The sequence below is a fragment of the Obesumbacterium proteus genome, from assembly GCF_001586165.1.
In the GTDB taxonomy this organism is placed as follows: Bacteria; Pseudomonadota; Gammaproteobacteria; order Enterobacterales; family Enterobacteriaceae; genus Hafnia; species Hafnia protea.
On record NZ_CP014608.1, the window covers coordinates 3,616,363 to 3,630,495 of the forward strand.

The window sequence follows — 14,133 nt, forward strand, 5'->3', positions numbered from 1 at the left end:
ACAACTTAGCTAACTATAAACTAGCGCAATGACACCTCAACAATTGTTACAACAGGCTATATAATTGTCTTCAAAGTAGGCATCATACAAATATCATCATATCTAGACAGCAGAATCTTATCACCTATTCATCACACATTTTAGATATAAATAGGGGAAGTGCAGCATATGATCATCCGACAGGCCGTCCCTGCAGACTATGATAGCATTTTGGAAATTCAGCGACTGAACACACCTGAAAATCTGGATGCTGAAAACCTCCAACAGGGATACATCGTTTCACAAATGAGCCGAGCACAGCTTGAAGCCATCAACAGCAAGCTGGGCATTTTAGTTGCCGTTGAAGGCAAAACCGTCGCTGGATTCGTCTGTATGACCGCGACCTGCGCCAAACCTCATCCCCCCGTCATTGATGCATTGCTCGAACAAACCGAAACCCATTCGCTCAATCAGCGTCCGATGACCGAACTCACTCCTTTTCTGTATGGCCCCGTATGCATCTCGCGACGTTTTCGCGGTGCTGGCGTGCTTTCCCAGCTTTTTGCCGCGGTAAAAGCGCATATGCATGGAAAATACGACGCGGGTTTGGCCTTTATCGCTGATGATAATCCGCACTCGCTGGTTGCCCACATTCAAGGACTTGGCATGAGCGATGTCACACGCTTTCACTTCGATGGAAAAGATTACCACCTTGTGGCTTTTGAGGTATAAATAACAGCTTAGATATTGTTTCAATGAGATTTTATTTAACTATACCCCAAATAATTTGCGCTGATTTATGGCGGCAAGTGAGTAAACCCGATGAGCTTATCCTCGTAAGTGATTTGGATGCACGAGCGTAGCCCATGCCAAAGCAGCTTCAAGTATGAAGGTTATAAAAGGATGGTTATCCCCCATGACAAATACCTTTTTCGTTACGGCCGACTGGCTATCAGCTCATTTGAGCGACGATGATATTCAGCTCATCGACGCACGTATGCCTCCGGCTGGACAAGAAAATCTGCGCGATATCCATGCCGAATTTATCGCTTCACATCTCCCCGGTGCGCTGTTTTTTGATATTGATGCCCTCTCCGATCACTCGAGCCCACTCCCTCACATGATGCCATCAGCTGAAAAATTCTCTGCTGATATGCAAGCGTTGGGAGTCAATCGGGAAAAACATCTGGTGGTATACGACGAAGGAAACCTGTTCTCAGCCCCGCGTGCGTGGTGGATGCTGCGCACCTTTGGCGCAAACAAGGTTTCCATTTTAGCAGGTGGTTTTCATCAATGGAAAGCACAGGGGTACGAGCTTGAAAGCGGGATGCCAACGCCTAAACCAGCCACCTTCAGCGCTCAGCTAGACCCAAGCGTGGTTAAAAACGCCAACGACGTTTTGCTGGTAACCCAAACGCACAGTGCTCAAATCGTTGACGCACGCGCGGCTGCGCGCTTTAAAGGTGAAGTCGCCGAGCCACGAGCAGGATTGCGTCAGGGTCATATTCCAGGCAGCCATAACGTGCCGTGGGGAGACTTAGTCAAAGACGGGGCATTGAAATCAAACGAAGAATTGAAAGCGATCTTTGCCGCTGCGGGCGTGAGTTTTGAACAACCGATTATCGTCAGCTGTGGCTCAGGCGTCACCGCCGCGGTGGTGGTTCTGGCGCTGACTACGTTACAGGTCAACGGCGTAGCGCTTTACGATGGTTCATGGAGCGAATGGGGAGCCAATCCCGAGTTGCCTATTGAACGCTAGTAAACGTGGGCAGAATGCAACATCATTCTCCGTTGTATTCTGCCCATAAACGCTCGAGATTTAACCCATATATCACTGTTTATCAGTATTTTTCTTCGGCGCCACGCGCTTCAACTGAGTAATCAGCTCCTTGCGGAAATCCCCCAAGCGCGGTTTGTCATTTTCCAGCCACGGCAGCGGACGGCATAGCTCCATCGCTTTAATTCCCAAGCGCGCAGTCAGTAAACCGGCACCGATGCCCTGCGCGGCACGCGCTGAAAGACGTGCGGCCAGATCCTGCGAGATCCAATCCATGCCCACTTCGCGCACCAGCTCGGAAGCACCGGCAAAGGCGATATTAAGCAGCACCAAGCGGAATAACCGGATACGGCTGAAATAGCCTAATTCAATGCCGTACAGCGCTGCAATTCGGTTAATCAGGCGGATATTTCGCCATGCGATAAACGCCATATCCACCAGCGCCAACGGGCTGACGGCGATCATAAGGGTTGATTCCGCAGCGTAGCGGCTGATTTCACGCCGAGCCTGAACGTCCAGCACCGGCTGTACCAGCTTGCAATACAGCTCAACCACTTCTCGATCGTTATGCGTTTCATGCAGCGACGCCTGCCAGCGCTGTACCGCCGGATGGCTCTGGTCTAAATTCGCCTGCTGCATCAGCTTTTCACAAAACGCCTTACCCTGCCCGATGCCGTGGCTATGCAGTAGATCGCGCGCAACATCACGCTCTTGCGCTCGTTCGCGTAAACGATACAAACGCCGCCATTCCGTGATTAACGAGCCAACGCCCGCCAATACGATCAGGCCACCGGCAACGGTTCCGCCCAACGCAATCCAATCCTGCTGAACCCAAGCCTGATGAAACCACTGCACGCCTTGGGCAATCACGCTCACGCCAAATAACGCTAAACCGGCACCGACCATGCGTCGCCATAGGCTGCGCTTTGGTTTCAGTGCCGCATTGATAATGCCTTCAGCGCGCCCTTCTTCCTGCTCTTCCGTCAAGACCTCTGGCTCGGCAGGGAGGAAATTTTCAGCGTCCTGTGGCGCAAACTGTTGGCTGGCTTTCAGCACCATTTCCGGCTCGGCCGCCAGCGGTTGGTCAAAATCAATTCTTGGTTTTATCGGTTCGCTCATCGCAGCTTATCTCCCAATAAAAACTCCATCACGCTGTCCATGCGGATATGCGGTAATGGGCTGTCCACATTCATACTTTGTGGACGGAAATCTTCAAAATGGAAACCCTGCTTCTGCCAGAATTCGTTGCTGGGCAAACGCGCTGGCACTTCACCGGGAAAAACGGTCAATGGTTTCTCATCGGCAAGACGATATCCCTTTAATGCAGGGATTTTTTGTCCGTTATGCTCAACCAAACCGCTCTGCGTCGCCTGCACCGACGCGATACCGGCGCAGTCCATGCTAATCCCTTCAAACGCCGCATTTTGCCATGCGTCCTGCACCAACTGTTGGAGCAAGGACACCAGATTGGCATGTTGATCGGCGGTGACATGGTCAGCTTTAGTAGCCGCAAACATTAGGCGATCGATGCACGGCGAAAAGAGCCGACGATACAGCGTGCGTTTGCCATAATGGAAACTCTGCATCAGCTGAGTTAACGCCAGACGCATTTCATTAAACGCCTGCGGGCCGCTATTCAACGGCTGTAAACAATCCACCAGCACAATTTGGCGATCGAAACGGACAAAGTGCTCTTTGTAGAAGCCCTTCACCACTTCGTTGCAATAATAGTTGTAGCGCGAGCGCAGCATGCCGATGTTGGAATGCTTATCGGCCTGAGCTAGTTTCGATTCCCCCATACTTTCGACCTGCGGCCAAGGGAAAAACTGCAGCGCAGGCGCACCGGCTAAGTCGCCGGGTAACACAAAACGCCCCGGCTGAATAAAGTGCTGCCCTTCTTCTTTGCAGCGCAGCAGATAGTCGGTATAGGCCTGTGAAATTGCCGCTAACTGTTTTTCGTCTGCCGGTGCCAGCGGATCGCATTGCTCACACAGCGCCAGCCATTCTGCGGCCCACTCTTTGCGCTGCCCCTGCAACAGGCCATTCATCTGGCGAGACCAGCTCAGATAGTCTTGCTCCAGCATCGGCAAGTCGAGCAGCCATTCACCGGGATAATCGACAATCTCCAGATACAGCGTCGAGGTATCTTTAAAATGGCGCAGCAGTGAATCATTACTGCGAAACTTCAGCGCCAAACGGATTTCACTCACGCCGCGCGTCGGCGTCGGCCACGTTGGTGGCATGCCGTAGAGCTGTGAAAGTCCTTCGTCATAGGTAAAACGAGCCACGCCCAGATCGCGTTGCGGAACGCGCTTGGCGCCGAGCAACCGCTCTTCACGCACGGCAGAAAACAGCGGTAAACGAGCGCCGCTGTGAATATGTAAAAGTTGATTGACCAGAGAAGTGATAAATGCAGTTTTTCCGCTCCGGCTTAACCCTGTCACCGCCAAACGTAAATGGCGATCGACACCGCGGTTAACCAGAGACGCTAATTCATTTTGTAGCCTTTTCATTCCTCTCCTTACACGAAGCCGTTATGGCTTTTCAGCTCCGTGACGATAACGAGACGTTGCCTGACGAACTGCGCGCTGTAATAAGGGCTCTAGCCCCCATATTAACAGCCAACGCAAGGGTCGCCACGTTACATAACGTAATACACCGGCGGCAATACCGGCTGGGGCAAACGTCAGCCCCAAAAGTAAACCGTTCTTAATCAGGCTAGGCAGATGACGCCGAGCCTTGCGGCCACCTGCACGCAGCATATCAGCAGGTTTAAATTGACTCATCGTTTTCTCCCCAGCGTGTCATTAATAAAACTATAAATTCTGGAAACGCTTATTGACGCCAAACGTTTCCGAAGTCACATAACGTTCTAAACGGCGCAAGCGCTGCTCGCATTCGTTCAGTTCGGTTGTCACCACCTGCATTTGCTGACGCGGTGTCGGTTGATGATCGCCGCTTAGTTCCGCAACTTGGGCGGTTGGCAGCGTCATGGATAACACCACGTACAATATCGCGGTGATGATAAACAGGCCGCAGAAAATCGACAGCACCGCCATCACGCGCACCAAGGCAACAGGAACGCCCATATATTCGGCCAGCCCTGCACAAACGCCTTTCACTACGCCTCGCTCAGGAATGCGATACAGTTTTTTACCGCTCATCGGCGTTGTCATTAAGCGTCCCTCCAGTTTGGATGCTCCGCATCCAGAATGGATTCCAGCGCGCTAATGCGTTGACGCATGCGCTGTGCTTCTTCATTCAACTGCGCTAAGCGCTGCACTTCTTGCGTTTGCAATACGCTGTCGTTTTGCTGGCGATTGCTGTAATGCAGCCACAGCCAAACGGGTAATACAAACAGCACAAAAATAGTCAGAGGGATGGCAAGAAAAAGGTAGCCCATCGTGAATTCCTTATTATTGGTTTACAGCCATTAGCAACAGTCTATTCCCTTCTCCGGCGTTATGTATGCAGCAGCAAACATAACGCCGGTCGTTCGGTTACAAATCGCGCTTATTCAGGACGATTCATTTTGGCTTTTAGCGCCGCCAACTGCTGGCCAATTTCATCATCGGCTTTCAGGTCAGCAAACTCTTGGTCGAGCGATTTCTTTTTGCCTAAGCCCATCGTTTCAGCTTCGGCTTCCATGTGGTCGATACGGCGTTCAAACTGCTCAAAACGCGCCATCGCTTCATCTAATTTACCGCTGTCGAGCTGACGACGAACTTCACGCGATGAGGCCGCGGCCTGCTGACGCAGCGCCAGCGCCTGTTGGCGAGCACGCGTTTCCGTCAGTTTGCTTTCCAGTTCGGTGATTTCGCGCTTCATGCGATCCAACGTTTCTTCTACGTTGCTCACTTCATGGCGCAGCGTAGTCAGCAAATCACTCACGCGCTGTTTTTCAATTAACGCCGCACGCGCCAGATCTTCTTTATCTTTACGCAGCGCCAACTCGGCTTTGTCCTGCCACTCGTTGAGCTGAGTTTCACCCTGCTCAATACGGCGCATCAGCTGTTTTTTCTCGGCTAAAGCGCGGGCGGAAGTGGAACGCACTTCGACCAAAGTATCTTCCATTTCCTGAATCATCAGGCGAACCAGCTTCTGTGGATCTTCTGCTTTATCCAGCAGAGTATTGATGTTGGCGTTTACGATGTCGGCGAAACGAGAAAAAATACCCATTGTTAATACCCTCACTCTTGCGTTGCGGCGTGCATTTGGTTCGGCACATCCGTTGTTAAAATGGTTTACTGTCTCGCAAATACATAATCAACTATCGTGCCAACTTTTAAAGTTTAAATAAGCACTTGATTTATAAGACATCAATAAAAATCATTGCCAGCCATAGGCAAAACATGATGTGATGAATTTAGCCAACAGATAGCGAAATTCACTAAATGGAACCCTGCGATGTCAGATAATATTGAAAACATGCTCGGCCAAGCCAACAGCTTCCTTGAGGTGCTGGAGCAGACTTCGCAGCTGGCGAAGTTGAATAAACCGGTATTAATTATTGGCGAACGTGGGACAGGTAAAGAGCTGATCGCTCATCGTCTGCACTATCTGTCTAATCGTTGGCAAGGGCCGTTCGTATCGCTGAACTGCGCGGCGCTCAATGACAACTTGCTGGATTCCGAGCTGTTTGGTCATGAGGCCGGTGCGTTTACCGGTGCGCAGAAGCGCCATTTAGGCCGCTTCGAACGTGCCGACGGCGGTACGCTCTTTCTGGATGAGCTGGCTACCGCGCCAATGTTAATTCAGGAAAAGCTGTTGCGCGTGATTGAATATGGTCATTTAGAACGCGTCGGCGGCAGCCAGCCCTTACAGGTGGATGTGCGCTTAGTGTGCGCGACCAATGCTGATTTACCGGCGATGGCTGAAGCGGGTACCTTCCGCGCCGATTTGCTGGATCGCTTGGCTTTTGACGTTATTCAGTTACCACCGTTAAGAGAACGCCGCAGCGATATCATGCTATTGGCTGAGCATTTTGCCATGCAGATGTGCGGTGAACTGGGGCTTGCGTTCTTTCCCGGCTTTAGCGATGCCGCGCGGCAAACGCTGCTGGATTACGGCTGGCCCGGCAATATTCGTGAATTGAAAAACGTGGTGGAGCGCTCGGTCTATCGTCATGGTGATTCACCCGAACTATTAGACGCGATTGTGATTAATCCGTTTAAACATCGCACAACCGACTTGCCCTCTTCTACCAGCATACCTGCGGCAACACCGCTGGATGCACAAACGGCGCAGCCGTCTTTACCCATCGATCTTAAAGATTGGCTGGCAGAGCGCGAAAAACAGATCATTATTCAGGCGCTGCAAGAGAGCCGACACAATCAACGTCAGGCCGCAGAGCTGTTAAATCTGACCTATCACCAACTGCGTGGGATCATGAAGAAGTTGGGGATTCAGGGATAAGGTTAACAACGAGGTTTCGGTAAATTACAGATAAAAAAAAGCCAGCACCCGGCTGGCTATAAAGTAGATCTGGAAGCAATGTGAGCAATGTCGTGTTCTTAAGAGAATTGATTGCCCTGAGGAGGCATTCTCTAAAGAACGAGATGAATGATAATGGTTATCACTACCATGTGTAAAGTGGTTTGTTGCGAATTTTTCTTATTTGTATTTGCAGCGTGCGCCAGCTCACATCTTCTTCGCCGCTTTATTACGCAATATTTAGCGCAAAACCCCACTGCTGCGTGATTTCTGACTTATGCTTACCAGTAGATTGGTTAAGCAAAAGGCAAATAACCCCTTCATCTCACTGGAATGATTGGGCTGCCAGCCAATGTACGTTACACTAAACACTTTGCTCAACAACCTCTTGAAGCGTTTATGCGTGGTCTAAAAACCCTGATGCTGGCATTAAGTTGCCTGTCTGCCGTTGCGACAGCAGCCGAAATTGCCCCTGTGACCAAAACCAAACCGCTGCCGGATATCCGCCAGAGCGGCTTCATTTATTGCGTCAGCGGGATCCTGAATACCTTCAATCCACAGATGGCGAGCAGCGGTCTTACGGTCGATACCCTCGCCGCGCAGCTTTACGACCGCCTGTTAGATGTTGACCCCTATACCTACCGCCTCATTCCTGAACTAGCCCAGAGCTGGGAAGTGCTAGACGGTGGCGCAACCTATGTGCTGCATCTGCGGAAAGACGTTCCGTTCCAAACCACTGACTGGTTTAAACCGACGCGCAAGATGAATGCCGATGATGTGGTGTTTAGCTTCAACCGCATGTTTGATCCTAACCATCCGTATCATGAAGTGAACGGCGGTCATTATCCTTATTTCGAGAGTTTACAATTTAGCGACGCGGTGCAAAGTGTACGCAAATTAGACAGCTCAACGGTTGAAATTCGGCTTAAACAACCGGATGCCTCTTTCTTATGGCACCTCGCCACGCATTACGCGCCAATACTCTCGTCTGAATACGCAGATAACTTAGCGAAAAAGGGCAAAGAAGAAGACATCGACCGTCTGCCGGTGGGCACCGGTCCGTTTATGCTCAATGAGTACCACGCGGGACAATATATTCGCTTGGATCGCAACGATGCGTTTTGGAAAGGTAAACCGCGGATGCCACAGGTTATTATTGACCTCGGCGCAGGCGGCACCGGGCGTTTGTCCAAACTGCTGACCGGGGAATGCGACGTGCTGGCTTACCCTGCGGCCAGCCAGTTGAGCATTCTGCGCGACGATCCGCGTTTGCGCTTAACGCTGCGTCCTGGAATGAACGTCGCCTACTTGGCGTTTAACACCCGCAAACCGCCGTTAGATAATCTCGACGTGCGCCGCGCCATTGCTTATTCCATCAATAACCAGCGTCTGATGCAGTCTATCTACTACGGCACGGCAGAAACCGCGGCTTCTCTGCTGCCTCGTGCGTCGTGGGCGTATGACAGCGAAGCGAAGATTACCGAATACAACCCAGAGAAATCGCGTGAGCTGTTAAAACAGGCCGGCGTGACCAATCTCCACTTACAGCTGTGGGTGCCAACGGCTTCTCAGGCTTATAACCCGAGCCCGCTGAAAACCGCCGAGCTGATTCAGGCTGATATGGCGCAGGTCGGAATTAAGGTCAGCATTATTCCGGTGGAAGGCCGATTCCAAGAAGCCCGCCTGAGCGACATGAGCCACGATATGACGCTTTCCGGCTGGGCAACCGACAGTAATGACCCTGACAGTTTCTTCCGCCCGTTGCTGAGCTGCGCGGCAATTCAGTCACAGACTAACTTGGCGCACTGGTGCGATCCTTCTTTTGACTCGCTGCTGCATAAAGCCCTGCTGTCTCAGCAACTGTCACAGCGTATTGATGATTATCAGGATGCGCAGAAGATCTTAGAAGAACAGCTGCCTATCTTGCCTCTGGCGTCCTCGTTGCGCCTACAGGCATATCGCTATGACATCAAAGGACTGGTATTGAGCCCGTTTGGTAACGCCTCGTTTGCCGGTGTTTATCGTGAAAAACAGCCAGAACCGGCTGCCACCAACGATCCTGATGCGGGGCCACCGACGCCAGCCGCGGAAGCCCCTGCCGTCGTGGAGGATAAACCATGATTATCTTCACATTGCGCCGTCTTTTGCTGCTGCTGGTGACGCTGTTTTTCCTGTCGCTGGTAGGTTTTAGCCTGCTCTATTTCACGCCGCATGCGCCGTTGGGCGGCGCTTCGCTGTTCGACGCCTACCGTTTCTATGTGCATAGTCTGCTGCAAGGCGACTTCGGCGTTTCCAGCATTAACGGGCAGTTGATTATCGAACAGCTGAAGGAAGTTTTCCCCGCCACCATGGAACTGTGCATTCTGGCCTTCGTGTTTGCGCTGGTGGTCGGTATTCCGCTGGGTATTATTGCCGGTTTACTGCGCGGCAAATGGCAGGATGGTGCGATTAGCGCGCTGGCGCTGTTTGGCTATTCCATGCCGGTATTTTGGCTGGCTATTCTGCTGATGCTGTTCTTCTCGCTGCATCTCGGCTGGCTGCCGGTTTCAGGCCGCTACGACCTGCTCTACCCGATGAAAAACGTCACCGGTTTTGCGCTGATTGACGCTTGGCTGTCGGATTCACCTTATCGTGATGCCATGCTGATGAGCGTTGCACGTCATATGATCCTACCGGTGACGGCGCTGGCGCTGGTTCCGATGACCGAAGTTATCCGCCTGATGCGTATCAGCACCGATAACGTCGTTAGCCAGAATTACATTAAAGCCGCCGCCACCCGTGGCTTATCGCGTTTCACCATTATTCGCCGTCATGTGTTACACAATGCGCTGCCGCCGATTATCCCAAGGCTGGGGCTGCAATTTTCAACCATGCTGACGCTGGCGATGATTACCGAAGTGGTGTTCAGTTGGCCGGGGCTCGGACGTTGGTTGATTAACGCCATCCGCCAACAGGACTTTGCCGCTATCTCTGCCGGTGTCATGTTGGTGGGGACGTTGGTTTTAGTCGTCAACGTGCTGTCTGATGTTGTGGGTGCGCTGACTAATCCGCTGAAACATAAGGAATGGTATGCACTTCGATAACGTATACCGCGAAAAACGCGTACCGAGCCCGCTGCGTCAGACGTGGCTGCATTTCCATGCCGATACCCTCGCCATGATTGGTTTGTATGGCGTCCTGTTGCTGATCGCCCTGTGCTTTTTTGGCACCATGCTGGCACCTTATGCGCTGGATCAGCAGTTCTTGGGCTATCAACTGCTGCCGCCGTCGTGGTCGCGCTACGGTAACGTGTCATTCTTCCTAGGCACCGACGATCTGGGCCGCGATATTCTCAGCCGTTTATTAAGCGGCGTTGCGCCAACGTTTGGTTCTGCGCTGGTTGTCACCATCGCCGCCAGCGTTTTTGGCGTTATTATCGGTATTTTAGCGGGCGTTACCCACGGTCTGCGTTCAGCTATTCTGAACCACATTCTGGATACGCTGCTGTCTATCCCTTCTCTGCTGTTAGCCATTGTCGTTGTTGCGTTTTTAGGGCCGCGCCTCGAGCACGCTATGCTGGCCGTGTGGTTGGCTCTTTTGCCACATATGGTGCGAGAAGTTTATACCTCGGTTCACGAAGAGCTTGAGAAAGAATATGTGGTTGCCGCCCGTTTAGACGGCGCTTCAACGTGGTTTATCCTGTGGGATTCCGTGTTGCCCAATATCGCAGGCGTACTGGTGGGCGAATTTACCCGCGCCCTCTCCATGGCGATTTTAGATATCGCAGCATTGGGTTTTCTCGATCTGGGGGCTCAACTGCCGTCGCCAGAATGGGGAGCCATGCTGGGTGATTCCTTGGAGCTGGTTTATGTCGCACCGTGGACGGTGATGTTGCCAGGGGCTGCCATTATGGTCAGCGTGCTGCTGGTGAATTTGTTGGGCGACGGAATGCGCCGCGCGATTAACGCCGGTGTGGAATAGGAAACAAAATGCCGTTACTTGATATTCGTAACCTCACCATTGAATTCATGACCGCCGAAGGGCCGGTCAAAGCCGTCGATCGGGTCAGCCTCACGCTCACCGAAGGCGAAGTGCGCGGACTGGTTGGTGAATCTGGCTCAGGCAAAAGTTTAATTGCCAAAGCGATCTGCGGCGTAACCAAAGATAACTGGAAGGTCACCGCCGACCGTTTTCGCTTTGATGATATTGACCTGCTGCGCTTAACACCGCGTCAACGGCGTCGGCTGGTGGGTCATAACGTGTCAATGATTTTTCAGGAGCCTCAGTCCTGTTTGGACCCTTCTGAGAGCATTGGCAAACAGGTGATTCAGGCGATCCCCGGTTGGACCTATAAAGGCCGCTGGTGGCAGCGTTTTCGCTGGCGTAAACGCCGCGCCATTGAACTGCTACACCGCGTCGGGATTAAAGACCATAAAGATATCATGCGTAGCTTCCCGTATGAGCTGACGGAAGGTGAATGCCAGAAGGTGATGATTGCCATCGCCTTGGCTAACCAGCCACGTCTGCTGATTGCGGATGAGCCGACCAACGCGATGGAGCCCACCACGCAGGCGCAAATTTTCCGTCTGCTGTCGCGCATGAATCAAAACAACAACACAACGATTTTGTTGATCAGCCATGACCTGCAAATGATGAGCAAATGGGCTGACCGCATTAACGTGATGTACTGCGGGCAAACGGTAGAAAGCGCGACTTGCGAAGATATTTTAGTTGCGCCACATCATCCCTACACGCAGGCGCTGATCCGCGCGATGCCTGACTTTGGCCGCGCACTGCCCCATAAAAGCCGCTTAAACACGCTGCCGGGCGCCATTCCTTCGTTAGAGCATTTGCCTATCGGCTGCCGTTTAGGCCCGCGTTGCCCGTATGCGCAAAAAAAATGCATTGAGACACCGCCTCTGCGCAGCGTAAAAGCGCATAAGTTTGCCTGTCATTTCCCGCTTAACATGGAGGAGACGCAATGAGTACGCTGTTGGAGGTGCACAATCTACAAAAGACCTTCCGCTATCGCACCGGCTTGTTTCGTCGCCAAAATCTTGAAGCGGTTAAACCCGTGAGTTTTACGCTGCGCGAAGGACAAACGCTGGCGATTATTGGCGAGAACGGCTCGGGGAAATCCACGCTGGCAAAAATGCTGTCAGGCATGATTGAGCCTACGGCGGGCGATATCGTGATTGATGACAAGCAGCTACAGTACGGCGATTTTCGCTACCGCAGCCAGCGGATCCGCATGATTTTTCAAGACCCGTCTACGTCGCTCAATCCGCGCCAGCGTATCGGCCAGATCCTTGACGTTCCCCTACGCTTAAATACCGAATTAGACGCGCCTGAGCGTGAACAGCGCATTAATGAAACGCTGCGCCAAGTCGGCTTGCGCTCCGATCACGCCTATTACTATCCGCATATGTTGGCCTCCGGACAAATTCAGCGCATCGCCTTGGCACGCGCCTTGATATTGCAGCCACAGGTGATCGTAGCGGATGAAGCATTAGCGTCGCTGGATATGTCGATGCGTTCACAGATTATAAATTTGATGTTGGAGCTACAGCAAAAACACGGTATCGCTTATATCTATGTTACCCAGCACTTGGGCATGATGAAGCATATTAGCGATCAGGTGATGGTGATGCATCATGGCGAAGTGGTGGAACGCGGTAGCACTTCAGAAGTATTGGCCGCCCCGCTGCATGAGCAAACCAAGCGTCTCATCAATAGCCATTTTGGTGAAGCATTAACGGCTGATGCATGGCGTCGTGACGGTGGCGTTTTCTGAAAAGCGATTTTATCGCCAATTACGGACTAAAATTCAATCACTGATCCGAGCAGAGCATCAAAAGCATTCCACAGTGAATCAAGCGTGATAGAATCGCTCGGTTTTGTTTTATTAACACAAGTGCTGGAAGAATTAACAATTCCTGTTTCTGTATAAAAATGTGAATTGATTTTCCTCCGCCTCTATCAGTTTAGGCCCTGCTCCTCCAATATTATTGGCATCGCAGTGCGGCATAAACTAAGACTACAAGGACTATTTGTATGGGTTTTCTAACCGGTAAGCGCATTCTGATCACTGGCGTAGCCAGCAAACTCTCCATTGCCTACGGTATCGCACAGGCTATGCACCGTGAAGGCGCCGAGCTGGCTTTCACCTACCAGAACGACAAACTGAAATCTCGCGTAGAAGAATTCGCCGCTCAGTTGGGTTCTAATCTGGTTCTGGCTTGTGACGTAGCAGAAGACGAAAGCATCGATGCGATGTTTACCGAGCTGGCAAAATCTTGGCCGAAATTCGACGGTTTTGTTCACTCCATTGGCTTCGCTCCAGGCGACCAGTTGGACGGCGACTACGTGAATGCGGTTACCCGTGACGGTTTCAAAATCGCACACGACATCAGCTCTTACAGCTTCGTTGCGATGGCAAAAGCATGCCGTACCATGCTGAATCCAGGTTCAGGCCTGCTGACTCTGTCCTACTTGGGCGCAGAACGTGCAATCCCTAACTATAACGTGATGGGTCTGGCAAAAGCGTCTCTGGAAGCTAACGTTCGCTACATGGCTAACGCGATGGGCCCAGAAGGTATCCGTGTTAACGGTATCTCTGCGGGTCCAATCCGTACTCTGGCAGCGTCTGGCATCAAAAACTTCCGTAAAATGTTGGCACACTGCGAAGCGGTTACCCCAATTCGCCGTACCGTTACCATCGAAGACGTCGGTAACTCAGCCGCATTCCTGTGTTCACCACTGGCAGGCGGTATTTCTGGTGAAATCCTGCACGTCGATGGCGGCTTCAACATTGCAGCAATGAACGAGCTGGAACTGGATTAATTTCCGTCGTTTATTCCGCTTAAAAATCCCTGGCTTCGGCTGGGGATTTTTTTATCTCAGCGCGGTTATTCCTTTTCAACCTAGGCTATTCCTTAACAATATTTCATCTCTAGGCCGCATTC

15 protein-coding genes are annotated in these 14,133 nt (G+C 51.8%); 9 read left to right on the top strand and 6 right to left on the bottom strand.

The annotated features are described in order from the left end of the window. Positions 1-168: 168 nt before the first annotated feature. Entirely contained in the window at positions 169-711 is a 543-nt protein-coding gene (locus DSM2777_RS17145; protein ID WP_061554658.1) for a GNAT family N-acetyltransferase, read from the top strand. Between the two features lie 184 nt (positions 712-895). Continuing rightward, positions 896-1,738: a 3-mercaptopyruvate sulfurtransferase gene (sseA, locus tag DSM2777_RS17150; protein ID WP_061554659.1), complete on the top strand. Its 843-nt coding sequence runs from the start codon at positions 896-898 to the stop codon at positions 1,736-1,738. A 72-nt stretch (positions 1,739-1,810) separates the two neighbouring features. Here sseA and DSM2777_RS17155 read toward each other — a convergent pair whose 3' ends face one another. The 6 genes from DSM2777_RS17155 to pspA form a co-directional block, all read right to left on the bottom strand. Then, a complete protein-coding gene (locus DSM2777_RS17155; RefSeq protein WP_061554660.1) occupies positions 1,811-2,875 on the bottom strand; it encodes a YcjF family protein in 1,065 nt (354 codons plus the stop codon). Continuing rightward, entirely contained in the window at positions 2,872-4,269 is a 1,398-nt protein-coding gene (locus tag DSM2777_RS17160) for a YcjX family GTP-binding protein (RefSeq protein ID WP_043493089.1), read from the bottom strand. Before DSM2777_RS17160 ends, DSM2777_RS17155 begins: the two co-directional genes overlap by 4 nt. Positions 4,270-4,290: 21 nt before the next feature. Further along, positions 4,291-4,542: a phage shock protein PspD gene (locus tag DSM2777_RS17165; protein WP_061554661.1), complete on the bottom strand. Its 252-nt coding sequence runs from the start codon at positions 4,540-4,542 to the stop codon at positions 4,291-4,293. A 30-nt stretch (positions 4,543-4,572) separates the two neighbouring features. Further along, the gene (gene pspC / locus DSM2777_RS17170; protein ID WP_046459595.1) at positions 4,573-4,932 is read right to left on the bottom strand and encodes an envelope stress response membrane protein PspC; all 360 of its coding nucleotides are present in this window, start codon (positions 4,930-4,932) and stop codon (positions 4,573-4,575) included. Beyond that, positions 4,932-5,159, bottom strand: a complete 228-nt coding sequence (gene pspB / locus DSM2777_RS17175) for an envelope stress response membrane protein PspB (protein ID WP_025801219.1) — start codon at positions 5,157-5,159, stop codon at positions 4,932-4,934. Before pspB ends, pspC begins: the two co-directional genes overlap by 1 nt. 110 nt (positions 5,160-5,269) lie before the next feature. Continuing rightward, positions 5,270-5,935 carry a phage shock protein PspA gene (pspA, locus tag DSM2777_RS17180; protein WP_025801218.1) on the bottom strand — a complete coding sequence of 222 codons (666 nt, stop codon included), beginning with the start codon at positions 5,933-5,935 and terminating at the stop codon, positions 5,270-5,272. Between the two features lie 228 nt (positions 5,936-6,163). Between pspA and pspF the strand changes: the two genes are divergently transcribed. From pspF to fabI, 7 genes are all read left to right on the top strand, one after another. Further along, the gene (pspF, locus tag DSM2777_RS17185) at positions 6,164-7,171 is read left to right on the top strand and encodes a phage shock protein operon transcriptional activator (RefSeq protein ID WP_061554662.1); all 1,008 of its coding nucleotides are present in this window, start codon (positions 6,164-6,166) and stop codon (positions 7,169-7,171) included. A 417-nt stretch (positions 7,172-7,588) separates the two neighbouring features. Next, positions 7,589-9,310: an ABC transporter substrate-binding protein SapA gene (sapA, locus tag DSM2777_RS17190; RefSeq protein ID WP_237087787.1), complete on the top strand. Its 1,722-nt coding sequence runs from the start codon at positions 7,589-7,591 to the stop codon at positions 9,308-9,310. Continuing rightward, positions 9,307-10,272: a putrescine export ABC transporter permease SapB gene (gene sapB / locus DSM2777_RS17195; protein ID WP_046459598.1), complete on the top strand. Its 966-nt coding sequence runs from the start codon at positions 9,307-9,309 to the stop codon at positions 10,270-10,272. Before sapA ends, sapB begins: the two co-directional genes overlap by 4 nt. Beyond that, positions 10,259-11,149, top strand: a complete 891-nt coding sequence (gene sapC / locus DSM2777_RS17200) for a putrescine export ABC transporter permease SapC (RefSeq protein WP_040045050.1) — start codon at positions 10,259-10,261, stop codon at positions 11,147-11,149. Before sapB ends, sapC begins: the two co-directional genes overlap by 14 nt. Before the next feature lie 8 nt (positions 11,150-11,157). Further along, positions 11,158-12,153, top strand: coding sequence for a putrescine export ABC transporter ATP-binding protein SapD (gene sapD, locus DSM2777_RS17205; RefSeq protein WP_061554664.1), 996 nt, complete (start codon positions 11,158-11,160; stop codon positions 12,151-12,153). Further along, the gene (gene sapF, locus DSM2777_RS17210) at positions 12,150-12,962 is read left to right on the top strand and encodes a putrescine export ABC transporter ATP-binding protein SapF (RefSeq protein WP_040045051.1); all 813 of its coding nucleotides are present in this window, start codon (positions 12,150-12,152) and stop codon (positions 12,960-12,962) included. Before sapD ends, sapF begins: the two co-directional genes overlap by 4 nt. 260 nt (positions 12,963-13,222) lie before the next feature. Beyond that, positions 13,223-14,011: an enoyl-ACP reductase FabI gene (fabI, locus tag DSM2777_RS17215; RefSeq protein WP_025801211.1), complete on the top strand. Its 789-nt coding sequence runs from the start codon at positions 13,223-13,225 to the stop codon at positions 14,009-14,011. The last annotated feature ends 122 nt before the right edge of the window (positions 14,012-14,133 follow it).

Excerpts from the sequence above, each read along its gene's own strand:
- DSM2777_RS17145 (WP_061554658.1), top strand. The coding sequence starts at position 169 with ATGATCATCCGACAGGCCGTCCCTGCAGACTATGATAGCATTTTGGAA.
- sseA (WP_061554659.1), top strand. The coding sequence starts at position 896 with ATGACAAATACCTTTTTCGTTACGGCCGACTGGCTATCAGCTCATTTG.
- DSM2777_RS17155 (WP_061554660.1), bottom strand. The coding sequence starts at position 2,875 with ATGAGCGAACCGATAAAACCAAGAATTGATTTTGACCAACCGCTGGCG.
- DSM2777_RS17160 (WP_043493089.1), bottom strand. The coding sequence starts at position 4,269 with ATGAAAAGGCTACAAAATGAATTAGCGTCTCTGGTTAACCGCGGTGTC.
- DSM2777_RS17165 (WP_061554661.1), bottom strand. The coding sequence starts at position 4,542 with ATGAGTCAATTTAAACCTGCTGATATGCTGCGTGCAGGTGGCCGCAAG.
- pspC (WP_046459595.1), bottom strand. The coding sequence starts at position 4,932 with ATGACAACGCCGATGAGCGGTAAAAAACTGTATCGCATTCCTGAGCGA.
- pspB (WP_025801219.1), bottom strand. The coding sequence starts at position 5,159 with ATGGGCTACCTTTTTCTTGCCATCCCTCTGACTATTTTTGTGCTGTTT.
- pspA (WP_025801218.1), bottom strand. The coding sequence starts at position 5,935 with ATGGGTATTTTTTCTCGTTTCGCCGACATCGTAAACGCCAACATCAAT.
- pspF (WP_061554662.1), top strand. The coding sequence starts at position 6,164 with ATGTCAGATAATATTGAAAACATGCTCGGCCAAGCCAACAGCTTCCTT.
- sapA (WP_237087787.1), top strand. The coding sequence starts at position 7,589 with ATGCGTGGTCTAAAAACCCTGATGCTGGCATTAAGTTGCCTGTCTGCC.
- sapB (WP_046459598.1), top strand. The coding sequence starts at position 9,307 with ATGATTATCTTCACATTGCGCCGTCTTTTGCTGCTGCTGGTGACGCTG.
- sapC (WP_040045050.1), top strand. The coding sequence starts at position 10,259 with ATGCACTTCGATAACGTATACCGCGAAAAACGCGTACCGAGCCCGCTG.
- sapD (WP_061554664.1), top strand. The coding sequence starts at position 11,158 with ATGCCGTTACTTGATATTCGTAACCTCACCATTGAATTCATGACCGCC.
- sapF (WP_040045051.1), top strand. The coding sequence starts at position 12,150 with ATGAGTACGCTGTTGGAGGTGCACAATCTACAAAAGACCTTCCGCTAT.
- fabI (WP_025801211.1), top strand. The coding sequence starts at position 13,223 with ATGGGTTTTCTAACCGGTAAGCGCATTCTGATCACTGGCGTAGCCAGC.